Source organism: Flavobacterium circumlabens, from assembly GCF_004345565.1.
Lineage (GTDB): Bacteria > Bacteroidota > Bacteroidia > Flavobacteriales > Flavobacteriaceae > Flavobacterium > Flavobacterium circumlabens.
In genome coordinates, this window is the sequence record NZ_SLWA01000001.1 from 221,800 (window position 1) to 243,503 (window position 21,704).

Sequence of the window (21,704 nt, forward strand, 5' to 3'; positions counted from 1 at the left end):
ATAAACATATTTAGTTCCCATAAATGAAAAAAACAGCACTCTTCTTAATTTGTTTTCTCGTTATTTCATACGCAAAAGCTCAGGACATCGTACCCATTACCACCGGAGTCCCATTTTTATTAGTAGCAGCAGATGCCAGAGCAGCCGGTTTGGCAGATCAGGGTGTTGCAACATCAGCCGATGCATACTCACAACAATGGAATCCTGCCAAATACGCCTTTTCAGTCGATAAGCAAGGTTTCTCCGTTAGTTACACTCCTTATTTAACAGACTTAGCCAACGACATTTCCCTTGGACAAGTAACCTATTACAACAAGATCAACGAAAGAAGTGCCTTCGCGGGTAGCATCCGTTATTTTGGTTTTGGTGACATTGAATTAAGGAGAGATCCTAATGATATTCCAAATATTGTATCTCCAAACGAATTTGCTTTAGACGGTTCTTACTCTTTGAAATTGAGTGATGAATTCTCGATGGCAGTTGCGGCAAGGTATATCCGTTCTAATTTAAAAGTTGCTTCAGAAGATACTGATGCCTCAGCGGCGGGTTCTTTTGCAGTAGACGTGGCAGGATTTTATCAGTCAGAAGAAATTGCCTATAACAGCTTCAACGGAAGATGGAGAGGTGGTTTTAACATTCAGAATGTAGGTCCCAAAATAAGTTATGACAATGACGATTTAAGTGCCAATTTTTTACCGGCCAACTTAAGAGTGGGTGGAGGTTTTGATTTTATCCTTGATGATTACAACAAAGTTGGAGTAAGTCTTGAATTTACAAAACTTTTAGTACCAACTCCTCCGGGACCAGGTACTCCTGTTGACACCAATGGAGACGGGGATTTTACAGATCCTGACGACATTACCCAGGAAGAAGCAAACTCAATTAGCTACAACAAATACAATGAAACAGGCTGGGCTTCGGGAATCTTTAAATCTTTTGGAGATGCACCGGGCGGTTTTAGTGAAGAATTAAAAGAAATCACTTATAGCTTAGGAGCAGAATATATGTATCAGGATTCATTTGCAGTACGAGCAGGTTATTTCCACGAAAGCCCTGAAAAAGGAGCCCGTCAGTTTTTCTCTCTGGGAGCCGGATTTAAATACAATGTAGTAAAAGTTGACGTTTCTTACTTATTTTCGTCATCAAAAGTTAAAAATCCGTTAGAAAACACACTTCGTTTTTCTTTAACCTTTAACTTTGGCGACAAATACGAAGTTTACTAGACGAAATAAATAAAAGAATAATTACAATCCAAATTTCTACTTTATAGGAATTTGGATTTTTTTTCCCTTAAAAAGAATGAAAGAAATTAGTGTTACATCATCATTTACGGCATACGATTCCTTAAACGAACTCCCGAAAGATGTTCAGGATTTAATGACTGAAGCAGTCGAAATTCGCAAAAAAGCTTACGCCCCCTATTCACAATTTAAGGTTGGAGCCGCTTTACTTTTAGATAACGGGGAAATAATTTCAGGTTCTAATCAGGAAAACGCCGCTTATCCATCAGGGTTATGTGCCGAAAGAACTGCCATATTTTATGCAGGAAGCAAGTACCCGGAGGCCAAAATTCTAAAAATGGCCATAACCGCAGCTTCCGACACCAACCAGACCACAGCACCCATTCCGCCGTGCGGGTCTTGCAGACAATCAATTGCAGAATATGAAATTAAACAGGACACCCCTATAGAAATCTATTTTATGGGTGAAATTGGTGACATTTATAAATCTGCTTCCCTAAAAAATCTGCTCCCTTTTATGTTCGATAAAAAGTTCTTGTAAAAAAAGGCCAAAAAGTAGCTTTTAAATTTTAGTTCTTAAACGGAATGTCTTATTTTTGCATCCCGACCTTTCGGGCGCAAATTTGTGGGAGGAAACTATTTTGCGTTATAGGCAACAATTGATAACACAAACAACTTTAGCAAAAGAAAGAATTCAGATGAAAGAAGTTACAAAAGAAGTATATTTAAAGTGGTACGAAGACATGCTGCTTTGGAGAAAGTTTGAAGACAAACTTGCAGCATTATACATTCAACAAAAAGTTAGAGGTTTTCTACACTTATATAATGGACAGGAAGCTGTATTAGCGGGTGCTTTGCACGCTATGGACCTGACTAAAGATAAAATGATTACTGCTTACAGAAACCACGTTCAGCCAATTGGTATGGGAGTTGATCCTAGACGTGTAATGGCTGAGCTTTTAGGAAAAGCAACAGGAACTTCTAAAGGTATGGGAGGTTCTATGCACATTTTCTCTAAAGAACACCGTTTTTACGGAGGACACGGAATCGTAGGTGGACAAATTCCGGTAGGAGCTGGTTTAGCTTTTGCTGATAAATATTTTGAAACCGGTGGTGTTACCATGACTTATTTTGGTGATGGAGCAGCAAGACAAGGATCTTTACACGAAGCTTTTAACATGGCTATGCTATGGAAATTACCAGTTGTATTTATCGTTGAAAACAACGGTTATGCGATGGGAACTTCTGTTGAAAGAACTGCCAATCATACTGACATCTGGAAACTTGGTTTAGGATATGAAATGCCTTGCGGACCAGTTGACGGAATGAATCCTGTGAAAGTAGCTGAAGCAATGACAGAAGCTATTGACAGAGCCCGTCGTGGAGACGGACCAACTTTCCTTGAAATGAAAACGTACCGTTACAGAGGACACTCTATGTCTGATGCACAATTATACCGTTCGAAAGAAGAAGTTGAAGAATACAAAAAAATTGACCCGATTACTCAGGTTTTAGATGTAATCATGGATCAAAAATATGCTACAGAACAAGAAATCGAAGCAATTGACCAAAGAGTGAAAGATTTGGTTGAAGAATGTGTGAAATTCGCTGAAGAATCTCCATATCCTGAATTGCAACAATTATACGATGTAGTATACGCACAAGAAGACTATCCATTCACCCCTCATAAACTATAATATATTATGGCGATAAAAGTAACAATGCCTCGTTTGAGCGATACTATGACGGAAGGAACGGTAGCGACTTGGTTAAAAAAAGTAGGCGACAAAATCAGTGAAGGTGATATCCTTGCTGAAATTGAAACAGATAAAGCAACAATGGAATTTGAGTCTTTCAACGAAGGAACTCTTTTACATATTGGAATTCAGGCTGGAGAAACTGCCCCTGTTGATTCCTTATTAGCGATCATTGGTAACGAAGGAGAAGATATTTCTGCTCTTTTAGCCGGTGGCGACGCTCCTGCTGCCAGTTCCGAAGCTTCGGAACCAAAAGCGGAAGCTGCTCCTGCTGCTGCAGAAACAAAAACAGAAGCTCCTGCTGCAAAAGCTGCAACTGAATTACCAAAAGGGGTTGTAGTGGTAACTATGCCGCGTTTGAGCGATACCATGACGGAAGGAACGGTAGCAACCTGGTTGAAAAAAGAAGGTGATGCTGTTGCTGAAGGTGATATTTTAGCTGAAATTGAAACAGACAAAGCGACTATGGAGTTTGAGTCTTTCAATGCCGGAACATTATTATACATCGGAATTCAAGAAGGAAATACAGCTCCTGTTGACAGCTTATTAGCGATCATCGGGCCTGCAGGAACTGACATTTCAGGAATTGCTGACAATTATACTGCCGGAGGAACTGCAACTGCTCCTGCAACTGAAGAAAAAGCGGCTCCTGCTGCTGAAAAAGCAACTGAAGCTGTAGCTGATACTTCATCAAATGGAGGAAGAATTTTAGCTTCACCACTAGCTAAAAAAATCGCTTCTGACAAAGGAATCCAGTTAACTCAGGTTAAAGGTTCAGGAGAAAACGGACGTATCGTAAAAAGCGATATCGAAAACTTTACTCCAGCTGCTCAGGGACAACCTGCTGCAAACGCAACTGCTGCCGCACCAAAAGCGGAAACTGCTGCACCTGCTGCTCCAAAAGTATTTGTTCCTGCCGGAGAAGTTTTCACAGAAGAGATCAAAAACTCTCAAATGCGTAAAATCATCGCAAAACGTTTAGCAGAATCTTTATTTACAGCACCTCACTACAACTTAGTGATCGAAGTAAGCATGGATGATGCAATGGCCGCGAGAGCAACAATCAATACAGTTCCGGATACAAAAGTATCTTTTAACGATATGGTAATTAAAGCTTGTGCTTTAGCCTTGAAAAAACATCCAAAAATCAACTCTCAGTGGAAAGAAGATGCCATCATCATCAACCACCACGTAAATATTGGAGTTGCTGTAGCTGTTGAAGACGGATTGGTAGTTCCTGTATTGAAATTTACAGATGCTATGAGTTTGTCGCAAATTGGTGCTTCAGTAAGAGATTTGGCCGGAAGAGCTAAAAACAAAAAATTAGGACCACAGGAAATGGAAGGAAGCACTTTTACCGTTTCTAACCTTGGAATGTTTGGTATTACTGAATTCAATTCAATTATCAACCAACCGAATTCTGCTATCCTTTCTGTAGGTGCAATTGTAGAAAAACCAGTAGTTAAAAACGGTCAGATTGTAGTAGGAAACACCATGATGTTATCATTGGCTTGTGACCACAGAACAATTGACGGTGCAACCGGAGCACAATTTTTACAGACACTAAAACAATACATCGAAAGCCCGGTAACCATGTTGGCATAATTTCCATGTCAGCCTGAGTGAAGTCGAAGGCAATTTATATTAAAATCCCGTTTTGAACTTTCAAAACGGGATTTTTTATTTAATTTAGATTCATAATTCAACTTTTAACCTATGAAAAAAATAGTTCTCCTCACTTTATTTATGGCTGCACTAGCCTGCCAGAAAAAAGAAACCACCAAAGAAAATGAAAAAGAAACGAAAATCGTTACAGACGAACATACTTTCTCCAAACCAGATCTAGCTGTTGTAAAACACTTAGATCTTGATATCAAAGTTGATTTTGACACACAGACCATTTCAGGAAAAGCTTCCTGGCAGATTGACAATATCAGCAAAGGAAATGAAATCATTTTCGATGAAAACACGCTTACGATTACAAAAGTAACTTTGGGTGATGACGAGAAAGAAACCAAATTCGAACTGGGATCTGAAGTTGAGTTCCACGGAAAACCACTTCATATCACAATCGAACCCAATACGACCAAAGTCAACATCTACTATAGCACTACCAAAGATGCAGTGGCATTACAGTGGCTAAATCCGCAGCAAACCGCAGACAAAAAGAAACCGTTTCTTTTTTCTCAAGGCGAAAGCATCTGGTCCCGTACCTGGATTCCATGTCAGGATTCTCCGGGTGTTCGTTTTACGTATAACGCAAAAGTTACGGTTCCCAAAGATTTACTGGCTGTCATGAGTGCCTCTGTAAATCCGGAGAAAAAGAACGATACAGGTGTTTACACGTTCAAACAAGACAAAGCAATTCCTTCTTATTTAATGGCAATAGCTGTTGGAGACATTGAATTTCAATCTATTGACAACAGGACTGGTGTTTACGCAGAACCTTCTGTACTTAAAAAAGCAGCCTGGGAATTTGCTGAGCTGGGAAAAATGGTAGTCGCTGCCGAAAAATTATACGGGCCTTATCGTTGGGGACGTTATGATGTATTGGTTTTGCCTCCAAGCTTTCCTTACGGAGGAATGGAAAATCCAAACCTGACATTCTTAACACCGGGAGTTATTGCAGGAGACCGTTCGCTGACAAGCTTACTGGCACACGAATTAGGACACAGCTGGAGCGGTAACCTAGTGACTAATGCCACCTGGGATGATATTTGGTTAAACGAAGGTTTTACCACTTATGTGGAACACCGAATCGGAGAAGAAATTTTTGGCGTAAAAGAGGCTAAAATGCAGGATGTTCTGACTCGCAAAGTATTAGATGACAATATCGAGGAGTATGGAAAAACAAATCCGGACACGCGTCTTAAAGTAGATTTGAAAGGAAGAAATCCGGATGACGGAATCAGCGAAGTGCCTTATGTAAAAGGATATAATTTTCTTAAAGTGATTGAAAACGCTGTAGGTCGCGAGAAATTCGATGTTTTCATCAAAAATTATTTTAACGCGCATGCTTTCAGATCCATAACAACAGAAGATTTTATTAAATATCTGAATGAAAACCTTATCAAAGGCGACAAAGCGCTTGCTGATAAAATAAAAGCAGACGAATGGATTTACGAACCGGGAATCCCTTCGAACATTACTCCATCCGTTTCGGAAGACTTCGCAGCAATCGACGCTATCCAGAAAAGCTGGAGAACCACCGGAGTGAAAGGTTTAAGCCAAAAGATAAAATCAACAACAGAAAAACAGCATTTCATAGATTATTTACCCGAAGATGTCACTCCGAAAGAAATGGCGGAAATTGATGCGGAATTCAATTTCACCAAAGGCGGGAACTTCGTTATCAAACGTCAGTGGTTTGTTCCTTCCATCCGCAGTCATTATACCGTTGCTTATCCTGCAATCGAACAATTTATGATCGGAACGAGCCGAACAGGTTCTTTAATGACACTGTATAAAGAATTGGTAAAAACATCTCCTGGAAAAGACTGGGCGAAAAAGATTTTCGAAAAAGCAAAATCAGGTTACCATGCTACAACTGTTCAGGCGGTTGAAGGCGTTTTGAAGTAGTTTTCAGTCTCAGTTTTCAGTCTCAGTCACAGTCTCAGTCACAGTCACAGTTTGCAGTCGCGGTCTCAGTTTGCAGTTTCACTGAATACTGAGACTGAATACTGTGACTGAGACTCAACATTAAAATCCCCGGTTACACGTCGTAATCGGGGATTTTTTTATAAAAAAACTCCTGTGGGAAAATTGTCCATCACATAGCGTACATTCTCCATGCTGTAAAAACTGTGATCGTCGCATCTTTGTAATGTCAAAAGACAACAACCAATAATAACATTAAAAATTAAATAAGATGATACGATTAACAGCATTAAACCCGGAAGAAGTAACAGGTAAAACAAAAGATTTATTCAACGCTGTACAGGCTAAATTAGGAGTTGTTCCCAACATGATGCGAACAATGGGGAATTCCCCGGCGGTATTAGAAGGGTATTTAAACTTAAGCGGCGCTTTGAGCCACGGTAAATTAAGTGCAAAAACCGGTGAACTTTTAGCTTTAGCTATTTCAGAAGAAAACGCTTGTGATTATTGCCTGGCCGCCCACACTTTTATCGGAGAAAAACTGGTAAAAGCTGACCCAGCCGTTTTACACGCTGCAAGAACAGGAAACTCAACAGATGCAAAAACGGAAGCGATTCTACAATTTGCTAAAACTTTGGTCAGCAAAAATGGTTTAGTAAATGATGTAGATGTAAACAACGTAAAAGATGCAGGAGTTTCTGATGCTGAATTAGCTGAAACTGTTGGTCACGTAGCGTTAAATATCCTGACCAACTATTTCAATAATACTGCCAATACAGAAATTGATTTTCCGGCAGTTCAAAGTTTAGCATTACAGAACTAATTACAAAAAATAACAATCCCTAAAGATAGTCATGATTCATTTCATGACTATCTTAGTATAAAAAAAATAATGGAAACACCAAGACATCCTTTACCACCATTTACAATGGAAACCGCACTGCAAAAAGTACAAATTGCAGAAGATGCGTGGAATACAAAAGATCCGGAAAAAGTAGCTTTAGCCTATACCATCGATACGGAATGGAGAAACAGAACCGATTTTATTAATGGACGTGAGGAAGTAAAAGCGTTTTTAACCCAAAAATGGCAAAAGGAACTGCATTACAAACTTAAAAAAGAGTTGTGGGGTTTCAAGGAAAACAGAATGGCTGTTCGATTTGAATATGAATGGCAGGATCATTCAGGTCAATGGTTTAGAAGTTACGGAAATGAACTATGGGAGTTTGATGAAAATGGCTATATGCAAAAACGATATGCCAGCATTAACGATTTGGCCATAGAAGAATCCGATCGTACATTATAAAATAGTGAAGCCATGGCGCATCAGAATGTTTTTACTTTAATAAATCCTCAAAATGGCAATCTGGCATTCAAACTACTTTGGTTTGATGACAACAGCCATTTTGATCATTTACAGCGCAATAATTATTTCTCTTTAATCTGGATTACCAAAGGCAGCGGTAAGGTAAAAGCTGATTTTGCCGAACATCAGTTTGAGAAAGATTCGCTGCTTGCTTTTTCGCCCTATCAGCCTTTTATGATTTGCACAAAAGGAGATATTCAGGGGATTGCGATCAATTTTCATCCTGATTTTTATTGCATTCATATGCATCAAAAAGAAGTTTCCTGCAACGGCGTTTTGTTTAATAACGTTTATCAGCCTCCTTTTACCTCTATAACCGATCAGGCAAAAATAACTTTACAAATGGTCATTGATCAAATGAAAACAGAGATTCAGAATGCGGAATTAGCGCAATATGAATTACTGATTTCGTACCTGAAAATATTCCTTATTACCGCTTCACGCCTGAAAAGAGAGCAACTGGAAGAATTAAAATCAACACCGGATTCCAAAGAACCTTTTATCCTTCAAAATCTTAAAGATGCAATCGAAGATCATTTCAAGACCAAGCATTCAGCCGGGCATTATGCCGAAATGCTTAATATTTCGCCGAAAGCTTTAGCCAAATTATCTAAAAATTATTTCAACAAAACACTCACGGATCTTATCGCAGAAAGAATAATCATTGAAGCCAAAAGAGAATTGTATATGACCAACAAAACCGTGAAAGAAATCGCTTACGAATTAGGTTACGATGATGAACATTATTTTAGCAGATTCTTTAAAACCAATGCCGACGTCTCGCCGCAAGTGTATCGTGAAACAGTAGGGTTTGGAAGAATGGTTTAGTTTTTATTTTTTGCTTCAATCCACTTTGCCATGTATTTGGTACTTTTTAAAGTATGATGCTGCAGCAGGCTTCCCATAAAATTATGAAGACGATGATTTTCTGAATCAGCCATCAGGGAATTAATTTTATCAATCAATGCTGTATCAAAGCTGCTTTTCTGATAACATTGATTTATAATTTCGATTCCGTTTTGCTGCGCTTGTTTCCAAAGTATTTCATTGTTATATAATTCGATCGCTTGTTTTGCAAAAAGCGCTGTATCATTTGTAATAAATCCATTCCAGGGTAAATCGGCATGCATGGCTTCTGCCCCTGTTTCTGTTGTTATACTTGGTGTTCCGCATTGCATGGCTTCTAATAACTTTCCTTTTAAACCGGCTCCAAAACGAATTGGTGCCAGAACAACTCTGGCCTTTTTTACAATTTCGTTAGCGTCAGCAGCTCTTCCCATTATAAAAAAACCATTTTTAGGCTGATGCAACTGCAATACTTTTTGCGACGGATAAGCACCGTAAACCCGCAAAACGGCTTCCGGAAAGTCTTTTTTTATGAAAGGCCAAATAGTTTCTTTTAGGTACTGTACCGTATTCCAGTTAGGCTCGTGAAGGAAATTTCCAATAAAGACAAAATGCTCCCGATCTTCGAATAAAGGTAAATTCGTCAGTTCATTTTGAGTCATTTCAGCAACCAAAAAAGGAAGATAAAACAATATTTTCGAATCAACTTTAAAAACATCGTTCAAAATTTTCATTTCGAATTCCGAAATAATAAACGAAACATCACATCTCAGAATACTGGCGATTTCCCTTTTTGCAACTTCTTCAGACAGGAGATCGTTCAATTCAAAAGTTATGTTTTCCCTAAAAGCTTTTTGTCTGGCTGCTCTCAGGCAATGTAAATCTTCGGTGTCCAGTAATCGTATGGCGTTCGGGCAGTTTTCAGCAACTCTCCAGCCAAATTGTTCTTCAATCATAAAACGATCAAATAAAACGACATCCGGATTTAATTCAATCACAAAATCATCAAAACTGGAATTATTGAGTGCAATGGCTTTTTTTTCAATTCCAAAAGAAGCCAGATCCACCATAAAATCGCTGTCCAGGGCCGCACTTGCAAATGTAATTTCAAATCCATTTTTTTTGAAGACCGAAATCAACTGCATCATTCTGCCACCCGCCGCAGACGAATTGGGTTCCGGCCACACAAAACCAATAATTAAAAGTTTTTTTATCTGACTCATTTTAATTCTTTGAACCTGCAAAATAATGCTTTTTTGGGCGTAATAACACGATGTTTCCTGATTTTCGGTTGTAAAAAAGACTAATTTTGCAGTATTCAATTTTTCAATAAAATTATGTTAGGATTAAAATTAGCCACAGACCCCCGCTGGGTAAATATCGTTGAGTCGAATATCGAAGAAATTCTGACTGATCATGCCTGGTGTGAGCAAAAAGCAGCTTCAAATGCCATTAGTTTAGTTACCTACAACTCTGAATTAGAGGAATTAGTAACCGAAATGCTGGTTATTGCCAGAGAAGAATTAGAGCATCTGCAAATGGTTCACGACCTAATCAAAAAAAGAGGCCTGACACTGGGGCGCGAAAGAAAAGATCATTATGTAAATGAACTTTTTAAATTTATGAAAAAAGACGGAAGCCGTAAAGATGCGCTTTGTGATCGCCTCCTGTTTTCGGCTATGATTGAAGCCAGAAGCTGTGAGCGTTTTAAAGTCCTTTCCGAAAATATAAAAGACGAAGAACTGGCTGCATTTTATCGTGACCTGATGATTTCTGAAGCAGGTCATTACACTACTTTTTTAGGATTTGCCCGAAAATATAAAGACAATATAGATATTGATAAACGTTGGAAAGAATGGATTGAGTTTGAAGGTTCCATTATTACCAATTATGGCAAGAGTGAGACCGTTCACGGATAATTCATTCGTTTTTACTATTCTTTTTATAAAATCTAATCCTAACAATTTTTGTTATGCAAAAAAATAAGTCCAGATCGATCGTATTCAAAATAATGAAATACGTCGGAATAACGTTTGCTGTTATTTTAGGATTATTGTTTTTAACCCCAATTCTCTTTGCAGATCAGATCAAAGAGCAGATTAAAAAAACGGCAAACGAAAGACTGAGTGCCGAATTGAATTATTCTGATGTCTCTGTTTCTTTTTTTCACCACTTCCCTTCCCTAACCCTGACTTTAAACGACTTAAAACTAAACGGATCGGCACCGTATAAAAATGAAAAATTTATCACGGCCAAAGAAATCTCTTTTGGAATCAATGTCGCGAGTCTTATTTTTAGCAAATCGGTAAAAATTGACCAGATTTATTTATCTGACTCGTTTATTAATGTAAAAGTGAATTCGAACGGAGAAGCGAATTACAACGTTTACAAGTCAACATCAAAGGCTTCTACCTCAAAAGATACTACTGAGACCGCATTAAAACTGGAACGAATCGAGATTCTGAACAGTAAAATTATTTATGACGATAAATCTACAAAGGTTCATTTTGATGCTTTTGGTTTTAATTACTTAGGAAAAGGAAATCTGGACAAAGCCGTCTTTGATTTGTATTCAAAAGCAAAAATTGAAAAATTAAATATCGTTTATGAAAATGAACCTTATCTGATGAACAAACAGATTGATGCTGATTTGATCACCAAAGTAAACGTAAACTCTTTATCGTTCTTTTTTGAGCAAAATAACCTGAAAATCAATCAGCTTCTGGTCGATTTTAAAGGGAAATTCGATTTCCTGAAAGATGGCTACAACATGGATCTTGTTCTGAAATCCGACAACAGCAAACTGTATGATGTTTTTACCGCTTTTCCTCCCAAGTATATTACCTGGCTTTCCAAGACTGAATTAAAAGGAAACACGAACTTACTTCTAACTGTAAAAGGCAATTATATCGCTTCCCAAAACATAGCTCCTGATCTGAATTTAGATTTAAAATTAGACAACGGATTTGTGAATTATAACAAAAGTGCTTTCCCGGTTTCCAACTTAAATCTGGAAGTAAAAACAAAAGTACCTTCTTTAAATCCGGAGCTTTTAATTGTGGATGCGAAGAATTTATCTCTGAATGTAGGCAAAGATTATCTTAAATCTAAATTCTACATGAAAGGCATGACCACACCGGATATCAATGCTGAATTTAGAGCGAGAATTAATCTTGAAAAACTAAACAAAGCTTTGGGAATCCCTGATGTAGAACTGAAAGGAATTTTAATCAGCGATGTTAAAGCCAACGGTAAATTTGATCAGAAAAACAAACTTTTTCCTGTCACAAAAGGAGTAATCGATTTGACAAACGGTTATTTGAAAACCAAATATTACCCCAATCCCATTACCAATATTGTGGTAAAATCTAAAATTGAGAATCAGAAAGGAACTTTCCAGGATCTAAAAGTCAATCTAAAACCGGCTCAGTTTACTTTTGAAGGAAAACCTGTTTTTGTACAGGCTGACCTGAGCAATTTTGATGATTTAAATTATGATATTAAAGCAAATGGCGAACTGGATGTCAATAAAATATATAAAGTCTTTTCTCAAAAAGGACTTGATCTGGATGGTTCTGTAAAAGCAGATTTGGTTCTGAAAGGCAAACAAAGCGATGCTGAAAAAGGAAATTACAGCAAACTATACAACAAAGGAACGCTTGAACTCAGAAATATCGGGATCGTTTCCGAATATTTACCTAAAAAGTTCATTATCAAAGAAGGTATCTTTAAAATCAATCAGGATAAAATGTCGTTCAATAATTTTCTGGCTGCTTACGGACAGTCTGATTTTACAATGAATGGCTACATGCAAAACGTTTTCAACTTCGTAACTACCAACACGGGGGTTTTAAGAGGCTCTTTTAAAGTTTCAGCAAGATATATCAATGTTGATGAATTTATGTCCAATACAGCTGCAAATACAACTGTAACGGAAGCGCAGACAAAACCTGAAGCAACAAAAACAGCAGCAAAAGAAACGGGCGTAATTATAATCCCGGCTAATCTGGATTTGCAATTATTGGCCAATGCACAAAAAGTAAGTTTCGACAAACTAAACCTTCAAAATGCTGTCGGGAGTTTAAAAATGAAGAAAGGAAAACTCAGTATGCAAAATACCGGTTTTAATTTAATTGGCTGCAAAGTGACCATGAATGCGAATTATCAGGCTGTAACTCCTCAAAAAGCCAACTTTAATTACGGAATTAAAGCAACTGATTTTGATATCAAAAGAGCTTATAATGAAATTGAAGTGTTCCGAAAAATGGCCAGTGCGGCAGAAAAAGCACAGGGAATTGTTTCATTAGATTATCAGCTTAAAGGAAGATTAACCGGAAATATGGAACCCGTTTATCCCTCCCTTGTGGGCGGTGGAACACTTTCGGTGAAAGATGTTAAAGTGAGAGGCCTGAAAATGTTCAATGCCGTAAGTAAAGAGACAAGTTCTGAAGCAATGAAAAATCCGGATCTTTCCAAAGTAGAAATCAAAACAACTATCAAAAATAATATCATGACTGTTGAACGGTTTAAATTTAAGTTTGCCGGCTTCAGACCCAGAATTGAAGGAACAACAAGTTTAGACGGAAAATTAAACTTAAAAATGCGTTTAGGCCTTCCTCCGCTTGGAATATTCGGAATTCCATTAACCGTTACCGGAACTCAGAATGCTCCAAAAGTAAAAGTGGGAAGAAAAACAGAGGATCTTGAGGAAACTAAGGATATTGAATAGCAAAATTCCAATAGCAAAAATTCCAAATTCCAATTTAAAAACTTTCTTGTGAGATTACAAATACATTCTCACCAACAAAAAATGGATAAAAGAAAAAGACTTATTTTAATAATTGTAATTGCAAACCTAGGTTTTATATGGGCATTTTTTAATCTGTTCTACTATAAAAAAGATTCTTTTGACACTTCTGAAAGGGCAAACCTAAATGTAAATATGATAAACAATATACATAATGGCGATGGAAGCTGGACATGGAATAAAAACGAATATGACTTCTATAAAAAATATTCTATTTCACTTGACAAAAATGGAATTAGTGATTTTTGCAAAATTGTAAATTCTGCAAACGCAAAATATATTGAAAATATCAGACCTAAAAAATGGCTTGACATTTATGTTGAAGAAGCAAATGGCAATAGCATTACAATTACTTTAAAGCAAAGTTATGAAAATGAAGTATATTTTGAAATTGACCATAAAGCTTTCGAGGGAAAAGATTTAGAAAAATACATCCAAAAACACATTTCGAAAAATTAACACAACCTGTTTCATAAGAAGCAAGTTTTTTTTATCGAAAATACCTTAACCCCCATACAATATTTCACTCACGTACAAAATTCCTTTTGCCAATATCCACAGCAAGACTGCCATTCCTAAAAATCCCCAAGTCACTGTTTTACCTCTTTTCCAGCTAATAAAAAAGGTGGGGATCTCCCAATATTTGATCACAATATAGACGCTCATTCCAAGTAAAGAGGCCCAGATGACCTCGGTTGAATGCGTATAAAAGCTATAAAACAAAGAAGCCGAAAGAAAAAGAAATGTAATCAATTGCAAATAATAGTAATTCTTATAATTGTGTTTGAAATTATGTTTAAGCGATAAAATCAAAAATGAAATAATCAGCAAACTGGTCAGGGCAGTTATCACATATGAAAAAACCGTGTTATGCTGACCGATAAGAAAACCATCAATAAACAAAGCTATAAGAACACAAGCAGCTAGTGAGTAAACACTTCTTTCCACATACGTATCCTTAAAAGGGATCAGGATTGGAGAAATGTATTTTTCCAGGGTACGCCAAAACGGCAAAGCACAGATGACAGCCATAACAGAGATAACGATCTCATAGTTATACAAAACATCAGACGGAACTTTATACAATACAAATAAAAGAGCACCGGTAACAATTAGGGCAGGAAGACAAATCGTTTTTACCGTTTCCCATTTATCAGTTGCCCAGAAATTATTTTTTATTTCAAAAATATACTTACTAACTAAATATTTCCGGGTAAAAAGTGCCGTGGACTGACTCCACAATAAAAAGAAACCTGTATGGATTACAACAGTACGTAATGTCATTTCGTCTATAAAACAGCCCCCAACAACACAGGCAATACCTATTAATAGTAATTCATAAGTCAAAATTACTGCTGAAAATAAAAACATGAACAAGGGTGCGAATTGTTTTATAAGTATATTTAGAAGAACACCCCAATAATTACGCAATAAACCTATTATGGCACATATTGCGATAAATGCCGCCAGATACAACATCCAATTTGTCATGGACTGTGTTTGTATCCATAATTGAACCGCGGAATCTTTTGCAGGAATATAAACAATATGCGAATTGGTATAGATTTCATTCGCCAGCTGATTTCTTACGGTATCATTAACTCCTGAAAACTGATTCTTATGCAGCTTCCAATAGGCATTAGCATCAGCACCGCCTTTTTGTAAAACAGCAAATTCATATAAAATCTTTTTTTGGGTATCATTTAAGGATACGATTTGTTCCGTAGGATTAATTTCTTTTGCAAATAAGCCTGAGCAGAAAAGAAATAAAAAAATAACTATTTTTTTCAAAATTGGAGTAGATTAATCCAGCCAAAAATACAAATAATACAATGGAAAAAATTAAAATTCCAAATTCCAATGATAAAACGCTTTATGTGTATTTGAAAAAAAGAAACAGATTTCTCCTTTCGGTTGAAATATCAAAAAATAAATACAATTACCCATACTTTAAACAAATAACAAAACTTAAATTTTCTTATATAACTTATATGGTTAAGTCATAAAAACAAAAAACCCGCTCTCTTCAGAACGGGTTTTGTAATAAGTAATCTAATGATTATGCTTCGAATGGAAGGATAGATACATAAGATTTGTTATCTCTTTTCTTTTGGAACTTAACAACTCCAGCTACTCTTGCGTGTAGTGTGTGATCTTTACTGATGTAAACATTTTCACCTGGATTATGTTTTGAACCTCTTTGTCTAACGATGATGTTCCCAGCAATAGCAGCTTGTCCACCAAAAATCTTAACGCCTAGACGTTTTGATTCTGATTCTCTACCATTCTTCGAACTACCGACACCTTTCTTGTGAGCCATGACGTATGAGTTTAAATATTGTTATTATTCTTTAGTAGCTTCTTTTTTTGCTTTTGGAGCTGCTGCTTTTTTTGCTTTTGGAGCTGCTTCAACTTCAGTTGCCGGAGCATCTTCTGCTACAACCGCTTTTTTAGCTGCTGCTTTTTTAGTTCCTCCTGCTGCAGTAATACCTTCAATTACAATTTGAGTAAGATATTGTCTGTGACCATTTCTCTTTTTGTAACCTTTTCTTCTTTTCTTTTTGAAAACGATTACTTTATCTCCTTTTAAGTGTTGTAACACTTTAGCTTCTACTGAAGCACCTTCTATAGCTGGGGCGCCTAAAGTTACATTACCATTATCGTCTAATAAAAGAACTTTGTCAAATGAAATACTTGAACCTTCTTCGTTAGCCAAACGGTTAACATAAACCTTTAAGTCTTTGCTTACTTTAAATTGTTGCCCTGCTATCTCTACGATTGCATACATACCAAATTGATTTATTGATTTTTAAGGTTGCAAATATACAATTAATAATTTACTGTGCAATCTCTTATTTCAAAAATATTTTTATCTTCCTAAAGGCTGTCTGTCAGGGCATTTTATTACTGCGTATTTCATTTTTATAAGTAAAATAGTATAAAATTTTAAAGCAATTATTATTTAGTAATAAAAAAAAAGGTATTTTTGATGTAACTAATATTAACTCTTAGCTACCTATTAACTATTAGGTAATTAAAATTATTAATCTTTATGAAAAATTCGATAATGATGTTAAGCGCTGCACTAATGCTCGGCGGAGTAGCTCATGCCCAAAAAGTAGCTTTTGAAGAATACAATTTAGATAACGGCATGCACGTTATTCTGCACAACGACCCTTCTGCTCCGGTAGTTATTACTTCTGTTATGTATCATGTAGGATCAAAAGATGAGCGTCCTGACCGAACGGGTTTTGCGCACTTCTTTGAACATTTATTATTTGAAGGAACTGAAAATATAAAACGTGGCGAATGGATGAAAATCGTTACGGCAAATGGCGGTGTAAACAATGCCAACACTTCTGACGACAGAACGTATTATTACGAAGTCTTCCCTTCCAATAGCCTCGAATTAGGTTTATGGCTGGAATCGGAGCGATTGATGCATCCTATAATCAACAAAATTGGTGTTGAGACACAAAATGAAGTCGTAAAAGAAGAAAAAAGAATGCGTTACGACAATCAGCCATACGGAAATATTCTTCCGGAAGTAAAGAAAAACATGTTCAAAAACCATCCGTATCGCTGGACAACAATTGGTTCCATGAAAGATCTGGATGCTGCAACCCTTGAAGAGTTTCAGGCATTTAATAAAAAATTCTACACACCGAACAATGCCGTTCTGGTTGTTGCCGGAGATTTTGACAAGAGCAAAACCAAAGAATGGATTCAGAAATATTTCGGTCCGATTCCAAAAGGAGAAGAAGTAAAAAAACAAACCTTTACAGAAGCACCTATTACCGAAACCATAAAAGCAACTTACGAGGATCCGAACATCCAGATCCCAATGGTGGTGGCCGCTTACAGAACACCATCAATGAAAACAAGAGACGCCAGAGTTTTAGATTTAATCTCTTCTTATTTAAGTGACGGAAAAAGCTCGAAATTGTACAAGAAAATCGTTGATGATAAAAAAATGGCCCTTCAAATTGGTGCAGTAGGTTTTAGCCAGGAAGATTACGGAATGTATATTTTGTATGGTTTACCAATGGGAACTCACACGACGGCAGATATCTTAAAAGAAATGGACGAAGAGATTGTAAAAATCCAAACCGATTTGATTTCTGAAAAAGATTATGAAAAACTACAAAACAAATTCGATAATAATTTTGTCAATGCAAATGCAAGCGTTGAAGGAATTGCTGAAAATTTAGCCTCTTTTTATTTACTTTATGGAGACGTAAATCTTATTAATACTGAAATCGACCTCTATCACTCTATAACAAGAGAAGAAATCAGAGAAGTTGCCAAAAAGTATTTAAACCCAAATCAGCGTTTAATTTTAGATTATGTTCCTTCAAAAAAAGTTGAAAACTAAGAAAATCGAATCATGAAAAAAATACATACCGTTTTAATCCTTTTATTCCTAACTGGAATTATGCAAGCACAAGATCGTCCACAGCCAAAACCCGGAAACTCACCAGTTGTCAATATCAAAAAACCACAAACTTTTGTTTTGGCAAACGGCATGAAAGTTTTGGTAGTTGAAAACCATAAATTACCAAGAGTTAGTTTCAACCTTACCTTAGACAATGCCCCATTTACTGAAGGAAATAAAAAAGGTGTTGATGAACTAACCAGCAGTTTAATCGGAAATGGCACGAAAAAAACCACCAAACAAGCCTTCAATGAAGAAATTGATTTTTATGGTGCAAACATCAACTTTAGTTCCAGCGGTGCTTCTGCCAGCTCCCTTTCAAAATATTCAGGGCGTGTTTTAGAACTTTTAGCCGAAGGTGCTTTACAGCCTAATTTTACACAAACAGAATTCGACAAGGAAAAAGCAAAATTATCAGAAGGACTTAAGGCAGAGGAAAAAAGCGTTCCTGCGATTGCAAATCGCGTTGTAGACGTTCTGGCCTTTGGAAAAAACCATCCTGCAGGGGAATATATTTCTGAAGAAACCTTAAAAAATGTAACTCTTGCTGATGTTCAGGCTAATTATGCTACTTATTTTGTGCCTGAAAACGCGTATCTGGTTATAATTGGTGATGTTAAGTTCAAAGAAACCAAAGCAACTGTCGAAAAACTTTTCGGCGGATGGAAAAAGCAAGCTACTCCAAAAAACACATATCCAAATCCGGAAAACGTTTCAAAACTTCAAATTGATTTTGTTGATGTTCCGAATGCCGTTCAGTCAGAGATTTCATTGGTGAATACTGTGAACTTAAAAATGAGCGATCCTGATTTTTTCTCTGCCGTAATTGCAAACCAAATTCTCGGAGGTGATTTCAACAGTTACCTGAATATGAATTTACGCGAACAACACGCCTGGACTTACGGAGCAAGCTCAAACATTGGAGCCGGAAAGTACACCACTAAATTCAGAGCTTCATCTGCTGTAAGAAATGCCGTTACGGATAGCGCTGTAGTTGAATTTGTAAAAGAAATAAAAAGAATCAGAACTGAAAAAGTCGCTGAGGATGTTCTGAAAAATGTAAAAGCAGGTTACATTGGAAGATTTGTAATGCAGGTTGAAAAACCGCAAACAGTTGCCCGTTATGCCTTAAACATTGAGACGGAAAAACTTCCTGCCGATTTCTACGAAAAATATATTCAGACTATAAACAGTGTAACTGCAGACGATATTTACCGTGTAGCCAACAAATATTTTCTGTTGGATAATATGCGTATCGTAATTGCCGGAAAAGGCTCTGAAGTAATTGCCGGCTTAGAAAAACTTCAGATTCCCATTTTCTATTTTGACAAATACGGAAATCCAATTGAAAAACCGGTTACCAAAAAAGAAGCTCCTGCAGGAATTACAGCAAAAACGGTTTTCGACAATTATATCAAAGCAATTGGTGGCGAAAAAGCAGTTTCCGCAGCCAAAACACTGGCTATGACTGGTACAACAACAATCCCGCAAGCTCCTTCTCCGTTGAGTTTTACTTCTAAATTAGACTCTAATGGAAAAATGATGATTTCGCTTAATATGGGAAGCATGCCCTTAATGAAACAAGTCGTAAACGAAAAAGGTGCTTATATCGAACAACAAGGACAACGTAAAAACTTAGAAGGTGATGATTTAGCCGAAATGAAAGCAAGCGCTACTCCTTTTGAAGAATTACGCCTAAGTAAAAGAACGGATCTAAAAGTTGACGCAATAGAATCTATAAATGGTCATGATGCTTATTCCATAAAAGACGGCAAAACCGTTTATTATTATGATGTAAAATCAGGCCTGAAGGTTGCCAAACTTAAAGTAAAAGAACAAAGCGGACAATCTACTACGCAAACTACCTATTTCAATGATTATAAAGACGTAAAAGGAGTAAAAGTTCCTTTCAATATAATTCAGAATGCAGGCTTTGAGTTAGACATCAAAATGTCGGACATCAAAATCAACGAAGGAGTTTCGGAAGCAGATTTTCTTTAAGAAAGTTACTGAGATACTGAGTCTCTAAGGTGCTAAGAATTTTAAAAGCTTTGTCAGAGTTCAAAACTTTGGCAAAGCTTTTTTTTATATATTTTTTGTCACGCTGAGCGAAGTCGAAGCGCCGTTCCAATTAGTGAGCGCTTCGACTTCGCTCAGCGTAACATTAAAATATTTATTTTTTTGCGGACAAATACACTCCGATTAAGATAATAAAGGCTCCGAAGAATTGTATTGGCGTGAGCATTTCATTATCTAATAATCCCCAGAAGAAGGCTACGATCGGAATCAGATAGGTTACCGATGTTGCAAACACAGGTGATGACATTTGTATTAATTTAAAGAAAATAACATTTGCAATTCCTGTTCCTAAAACTCCTAAAATCAGCACAAACAAAATCGAATGCTGTGTAACTTCTAAATTTATTCTCTGTGTAATATCTGTTGTACTTAAAATAAGCAAAGCCGGTAAAAGCAAAACAGCGAAATTTCCGGTTGTTATGCTTAATGAATTTAAATCGGATAAATATTTCTTAATCAAATTGACATTCAAAGCATAACAAATCGTTGCGATTACGACTAAAATTACATAGTAATAGTTTTGACCGGGATGTGTGGAAGCGCCACTCAAAACCAGCAGTAAACAACCTATTAAGCCAATAAAAACTCCCAGAATCTGTCTTTTCTGAAATTGGATTCCAAAAGCAATTGTCCCTAAAACCAATGTATTTAAGGGCGTAAGTGAATTTAAAATGGCTACTATGGAACTATCTACTTCCGTTTCTGCAATAGCAAAAAGATAGGCTGGCATAAAGGTTCCGAAAAGAGAGGTTAAAGCAATAAATTTCCATTGCTGACGCGAAATCTTCTTTAGACTATTAAATCCAACGATAAGCAAAAAAAGAGAAGCGAAAATAATCCGGAACGAACCAACCTGAATCGCCGTTAATCCTACCAATCCCCTTTTAATTAAGATAAAAGAGCTTCCCCAAATTAGTGAAAGCACAAACAAGTAAATCCACTTTAACTGTTTTGTATCCATAAAACATATTTTAGACTGCAAATTTGTACTATTTTTATGAACTGACCTTCCGTTTTTTATTAATTTTGCAGGAAAGTTAATAGCAACTTAAAATCATATATAATGAAATTTACAAAAGTCATAACTGCCGCGGCAATTGCAGCTTTAGTGTTAGCCGGATGCAAAAAAACAGAATCTGAAAAAATAATACCAAACACAGCTGAAGTAAAAAAAGCTAAAGAACCTGTAGTAATCGCTCCCGAAAATCTGCAGACTGCAAGTTTTACTATCGAAGGAATGACCTGTGCTGTTGGATGTGCAAAAACAATAGAAGAAGAATTATCCAATCTGGAAGGAGTTGAAAAAGCAGCTGTTGATTTTGACAAAAAAACAGCCACTGTAACTTTTGACAAAACCATTCAAAACCCTGAAAACCTAACAAAAATTGTTCAGGAGACCGGAGACGGAAAGACCTACAAAGTTTCGAATATGAAATCATAATCAAAACCATTTTACATAAAAAAAGCGTCCGCATTTGGACGCTTTTTTTATGCCCTATTTTTAAAAGACAGAATAGCCGGGTCCCGGATCAATTATCAAAACAGAAAATTATACTTTAAACTGAATTTTCATCAT

Annotated in this window: 19 protein-coding genes; 14 read left to right on the plus strand and 5 right to left on the minus strand. The window is 36.6% G+C overall.

Features of this window, described 5'->3' with window-relative positions; translation table 11 throughout:
* Positions 1-23: 23 nt before the first annotated feature.
* From porV to EV142_RS00980, 8 genes are all read left to right on the plus strand, one after another.
* On the plus strand, positions 24-1,223 hold the full coding sequence (gene porV / locus EV142_RS00945) for a type IX secretion system outer membrane channel protein PorV (RefSeq protein WP_132031836.1): 1,200 nt from the start codon (positions 24-26) through the stop codon (positions 1,221-1,223).
* 76 nt (positions 1,224-1,299) lie between these two features.
* The gene (cdd, locus tag EV142_RS00950) at positions 1,300-1,782 is read left to right on the plus strand and encodes a cytidine deaminase (RefSeq protein WP_132031838.1); all 483 of its coding nucleotides are present in this window, start codon (positions 1,300-1,302) and stop codon (positions 1,780-1,782) included.
* A gap of 157 nt (positions 1,783-1,939) precedes the next feature.
* Positions 1,940-2,938, plus strand: coding sequence for a pyruvate dehydrogenase (acetyl-transferring) E1 component subunit alpha (gene pdhA / locus EV142_RS00955; protein ID WP_132031840.1), 999 nt, complete (start codon positions 1,940-1,942; stop codon positions 2,936-2,938).
* Positions 2,939-2,944: 6 nt separating this feature from the next.
* The gene (locus EV142_RS00960) at positions 2,945-4,603 is read left to right on the plus strand and encodes a pyruvate dehydrogenase complex dihydrolipoamide acetyltransferase (protein ID WP_132031842.1); all 1,659 of its coding nucleotides are present in this window, start codon (positions 2,945-2,947) and stop codon (positions 4,601-4,603) included.
* Between the two features lie 111 nt (positions 4,604-4,714).
* On the plus strand, positions 4,715-6,577 hold the full coding sequence (locus tag EV142_RS00965; RefSeq protein ID WP_132031844.1) for a hydrolase/aminopeptidase: 1,863 nt from the start codon (positions 4,715-4,717) through the stop codon (positions 6,575-6,577).
* Positions 6,578-6,866: 289 nt separating this feature from the next.
* On the plus strand, positions 6,867-7,418 hold the full coding sequence (locus EV142_RS00970) for a carboxymuconolactone decarboxylase family protein (protein WP_132031846.1): 552 nt from the start codon (positions 6,867-6,869) through the stop codon (positions 7,416-7,418).
* Between the two features lie 69 nt (positions 7,419-7,487).
* Positions 7,488-7,901 carry a nuclear transport factor 2 family protein gene (locus EV142_RS00975; RefSeq protein WP_132031848.1) on the plus strand — a complete coding sequence of 138 codons (414 nt, stop codon included), beginning with the start codon at positions 7,488-7,490 and terminating at the stop codon, positions 7,899-7,901.
* 12 nt (positions 7,902-7,913) lie between these two features.
* Entirely contained in the window at positions 7,914-8,789 is an 876-nt protein-coding gene (locus EV142_RS00980) for a helix-turn-helix domain-containing protein (protein WP_132031850.1), read from the plus strand.
* On the opposite strand, the gene EV142_RS00985 is transcribed toward EV142_RS00980, so the two are convergent.
* A complete protein-coding gene (locus tag EV142_RS00985; RefSeq protein WP_132031852.1) occupies positions 8,786-10,030 on the minus strand; it encodes a glycosyltransferase in 1,245 nt (414 codons plus the stop codon). The genes EV142_RS00980 and EV142_RS00985 overlap by 4 nt on opposite strands.
* 114 nt (positions 10,031-10,144) lie before the next feature.
* On the opposite strand from EV142_RS00985, the gene miaE reads away from it, so the two are divergent.
* The 3 genes from miaE (at position 10,145) to EV142_RS01000 (ending at position 14,073) form a co-directional block, all read left to right on the plus strand.
* Positions 10,145-10,726 carry a tRNA-(ms[2]io[6]A)-hydroxylase gene (gene miaE / locus EV142_RS00990; protein WP_132031854.1) on the plus strand — a complete coding sequence of 194 codons (582 nt, stop codon included), beginning with the start codon at positions 10,145-10,147 and terminating at the stop codon, positions 10,724-10,726.
* Between the two features lie 53 nt (positions 10,727-10,779).
* Positions 10,780-13,536, plus strand: coding sequence for an AsmA family protein (locus tag EV142_RS00995; protein ID WP_132031856.1), 2,757 nt, complete (start codon positions 10,780-10,782; stop codon positions 13,534-13,536).
* An 81-nt stretch (positions 13,537-13,617) separates the two neighbouring features.
* Complete coding sequence (locus tag EV142_RS01000) at positions 13,618-14,073, plus strand: hypothetical protein (RefSeq protein WP_132031858.1); 456 nt, start codon at positions 13,618-13,620, stop codon at positions 14,071-14,073.
* Positions 14,074-14,118: 45 nt separating this feature from the next.
* On the opposite strand, the gene EV142_RS01005 is transcribed toward EV142_RS01000, so the two are convergent.
* The 3 genes from EV142_RS01005 to rplU form a co-directional block, all read right to left on the minus strand.
* Entirely contained in the window at positions 14,119-15,405 is a 1,287-nt protein-coding gene (locus EV142_RS01005; RefSeq protein ID WP_238698622.1) for a hypothetical protein, read from the minus strand.
* A gap of 268 nt (positions 15,406-15,673) precedes the next feature.
* Entirely contained in the window at positions 15,674-15,934 is a 261-nt protein-coding gene (rpmA, locus tag EV142_RS01010) for a 50S ribosomal protein L27 (RefSeq protein ID WP_035685981.1), read from the minus strand.
* Between the two features lie 24 nt (positions 15,935-15,958).
* On the minus strand, positions 15,959-16,402 hold the full coding sequence (gene rplU, locus EV142_RS01015) for a 50S ribosomal protein L21 (RefSeq protein ID WP_056190314.1): 444 nt from the start codon (positions 16,400-16,402) through the stop codon (positions 15,959-15,961).
* Between the two features lie 264 nt (positions 16,403-16,666).
* Between rplU and EV142_RS01020 the strand changes: the two genes are divergently transcribed.
* The gene (locus EV142_RS01020; protein WP_132031860.1) at positions 16,667-17,989 is read left to right on the plus strand and encodes a M16 family metallopeptidase; all 1,323 of its coding nucleotides are present in this window, start codon (positions 16,667-16,669) and stop codon (positions 17,987-17,989) included.
* Between the two features lie 12 nt (positions 17,990-18,001).
* A complete protein-coding gene (locus EV142_RS01025; protein ID WP_194100188.1) occupies positions 18,002-20,050 on the plus strand; it encodes a M16 family metallopeptidase in 2,049 nt (682 codons plus the stop codon).
* A 172-nt stretch (positions 20,051-20,222) separates the two neighbouring features.
* On the opposite strand, the gene EV142_RS01030 is transcribed toward EV142_RS01025, so the two are convergent.
* Positions 20,223-21,089: a DMT family transporter gene (locus EV142_RS01030; RefSeq protein WP_132031862.1), complete on the minus strand. Its 867-nt coding sequence runs from the start codon at positions 21,087-21,089 to the stop codon at positions 20,223-20,225.
* Between the two features lie 102 nt (positions 21,090-21,191).
* On the opposite strand from EV142_RS01030, the gene EV142_RS01035 reads away from it, so the two are divergent.
* Positions 21,192-21,569 carry a heavy-metal-associated domain-containing protein gene (locus tag EV142_RS01035; RefSeq protein WP_132031864.1) on the plus strand — a complete coding sequence of 126 codons (378 nt, stop codon included), beginning with the start codon at positions 21,192-21,194 and terminating at the stop codon, positions 21,567-21,569.
* Positions 21,570-21,704 lie beyond the last annotated feature (135 nt).

What these genes read in the sequence shown, in the direction of transcription:
- porV (WP_132031836.1), top strand. Translation starts at nt 24, where the DNA reads ATGAAAAAAACAGCACTCTTCTTAATTTGTTTTCTCGTTATTTCATAC.
- cdd (WP_132031838.1), top strand. Translation starts at nt 1,300, where the DNA reads ATGAAAGAAATTAGTGTTACATCATCATTTACGGCATACGATTCCTTA.
- pdhA (WP_132031840.1), top strand. Translation starts at nt 1,940, where the DNA reads ATGAAAGAAGTTACAAAAGAAGTATATTTAAAGTGGTACGAAGACATG.
- EV142_RS00960 (WP_132031842.1), top strand. Translation starts at nt 2,945, where the DNA reads ATGGCGATAAAAGTAACAATGCCTCGTTTGAGCGATACTATGACGGAA.
- EV142_RS00965 (WP_132031844.1), top strand. Translation starts at nt 4,715, where the DNA reads ATGAAAAAAATAGTTCTCCTCACTTTATTTATGGCTGCACTAGCCTGC.
- EV142_RS00970 (WP_132031846.1), top strand. Translation starts at nt 6,867, where the DNA reads ATGATACGATTAACAGCATTAAACCCGGAAGAAGTAACAGGTAAAACA.
- EV142_RS00975 (WP_132031848.1), top strand. Translation starts at nt 7,488, where the DNA reads ATGGAAACACCAAGACATCCTTTACCACCATTTACAATGGAAACCGCA.
- EV142_RS00980 (WP_132031850.1), top strand. Translation starts at nt 7,914, where the DNA reads ATGGCGCATCAGAATGTTTTTACTTTAATAAATCCTCAAAATGGCAAT.
- EV142_RS00985 (WP_132031852.1), bottom strand. Translation starts at nt 10,030, where the DNA reads ATGAGTCAGATAAAAAAACTTTTAATTATTGGTTTTGTGTGGCCGGAA.
- miaE (WP_132031854.1), top strand. Translation starts at nt 10,145, where the DNA reads ATGTTAGGATTAAAATTAGCCACAGACCCCCGCTGGGTAAATATCGTT.
- EV142_RS00995 (WP_132031856.1), top strand. Translation starts at nt 10,780, where the DNA reads ATGCAAAAAAATAAGTCCAGATCGATCGTATTCAAAATAATGAAATAC.
- EV142_RS01000 (WP_132031858.1), top strand. Translation starts at nt 13,618, where the DNA reads ATGGATAAAAGAAAAAGACTTATTTTAATAATTGTAATTGCAAACCTA.
- rpmA (WP_035685981.1), bottom strand. Translation starts at nt 15,934, where the DNA reads ATGGCTCACAAGAAAGGTGTCGGTAGTTCGAAGAATGGTAGAGAATCA.
- rplU (WP_056190314.1), bottom strand. Translation starts at nt 16,402, where the DNA reads ATGTATGCAATCGTAGAGATAGCAGGGCAACAATTTAAAGTAAGCAAA.
- EV142_RS01020 (WP_132031860.1), top strand. Translation starts at nt 16,667, where the DNA reads ATGAAAAATTCGATAATGATGTTAAGCGCTGCACTAATGCTCGGCGGA.
- EV142_RS01025 (WP_194100188.1), top strand. Translation starts at nt 18,002, where the DNA reads ATGAAAAAAATACATACCGTTTTAATCCTTTTATTCCTAACTGGAATT.
- EV142_RS01030 (WP_132031862.1), bottom strand. Translation starts at nt 21,089, where the DNA reads ATGGATACAAAACAGTTAAAGTGGATTTACTTGTTTGTGCTTTCACTA.
- EV142_RS01035 (WP_132031864.1), top strand. Translation starts at nt 21,192, where the DNA reads ATGAAATTTACAAAAGTCATAACTGCCGCGGCAATTGCAGCTTTAGTG.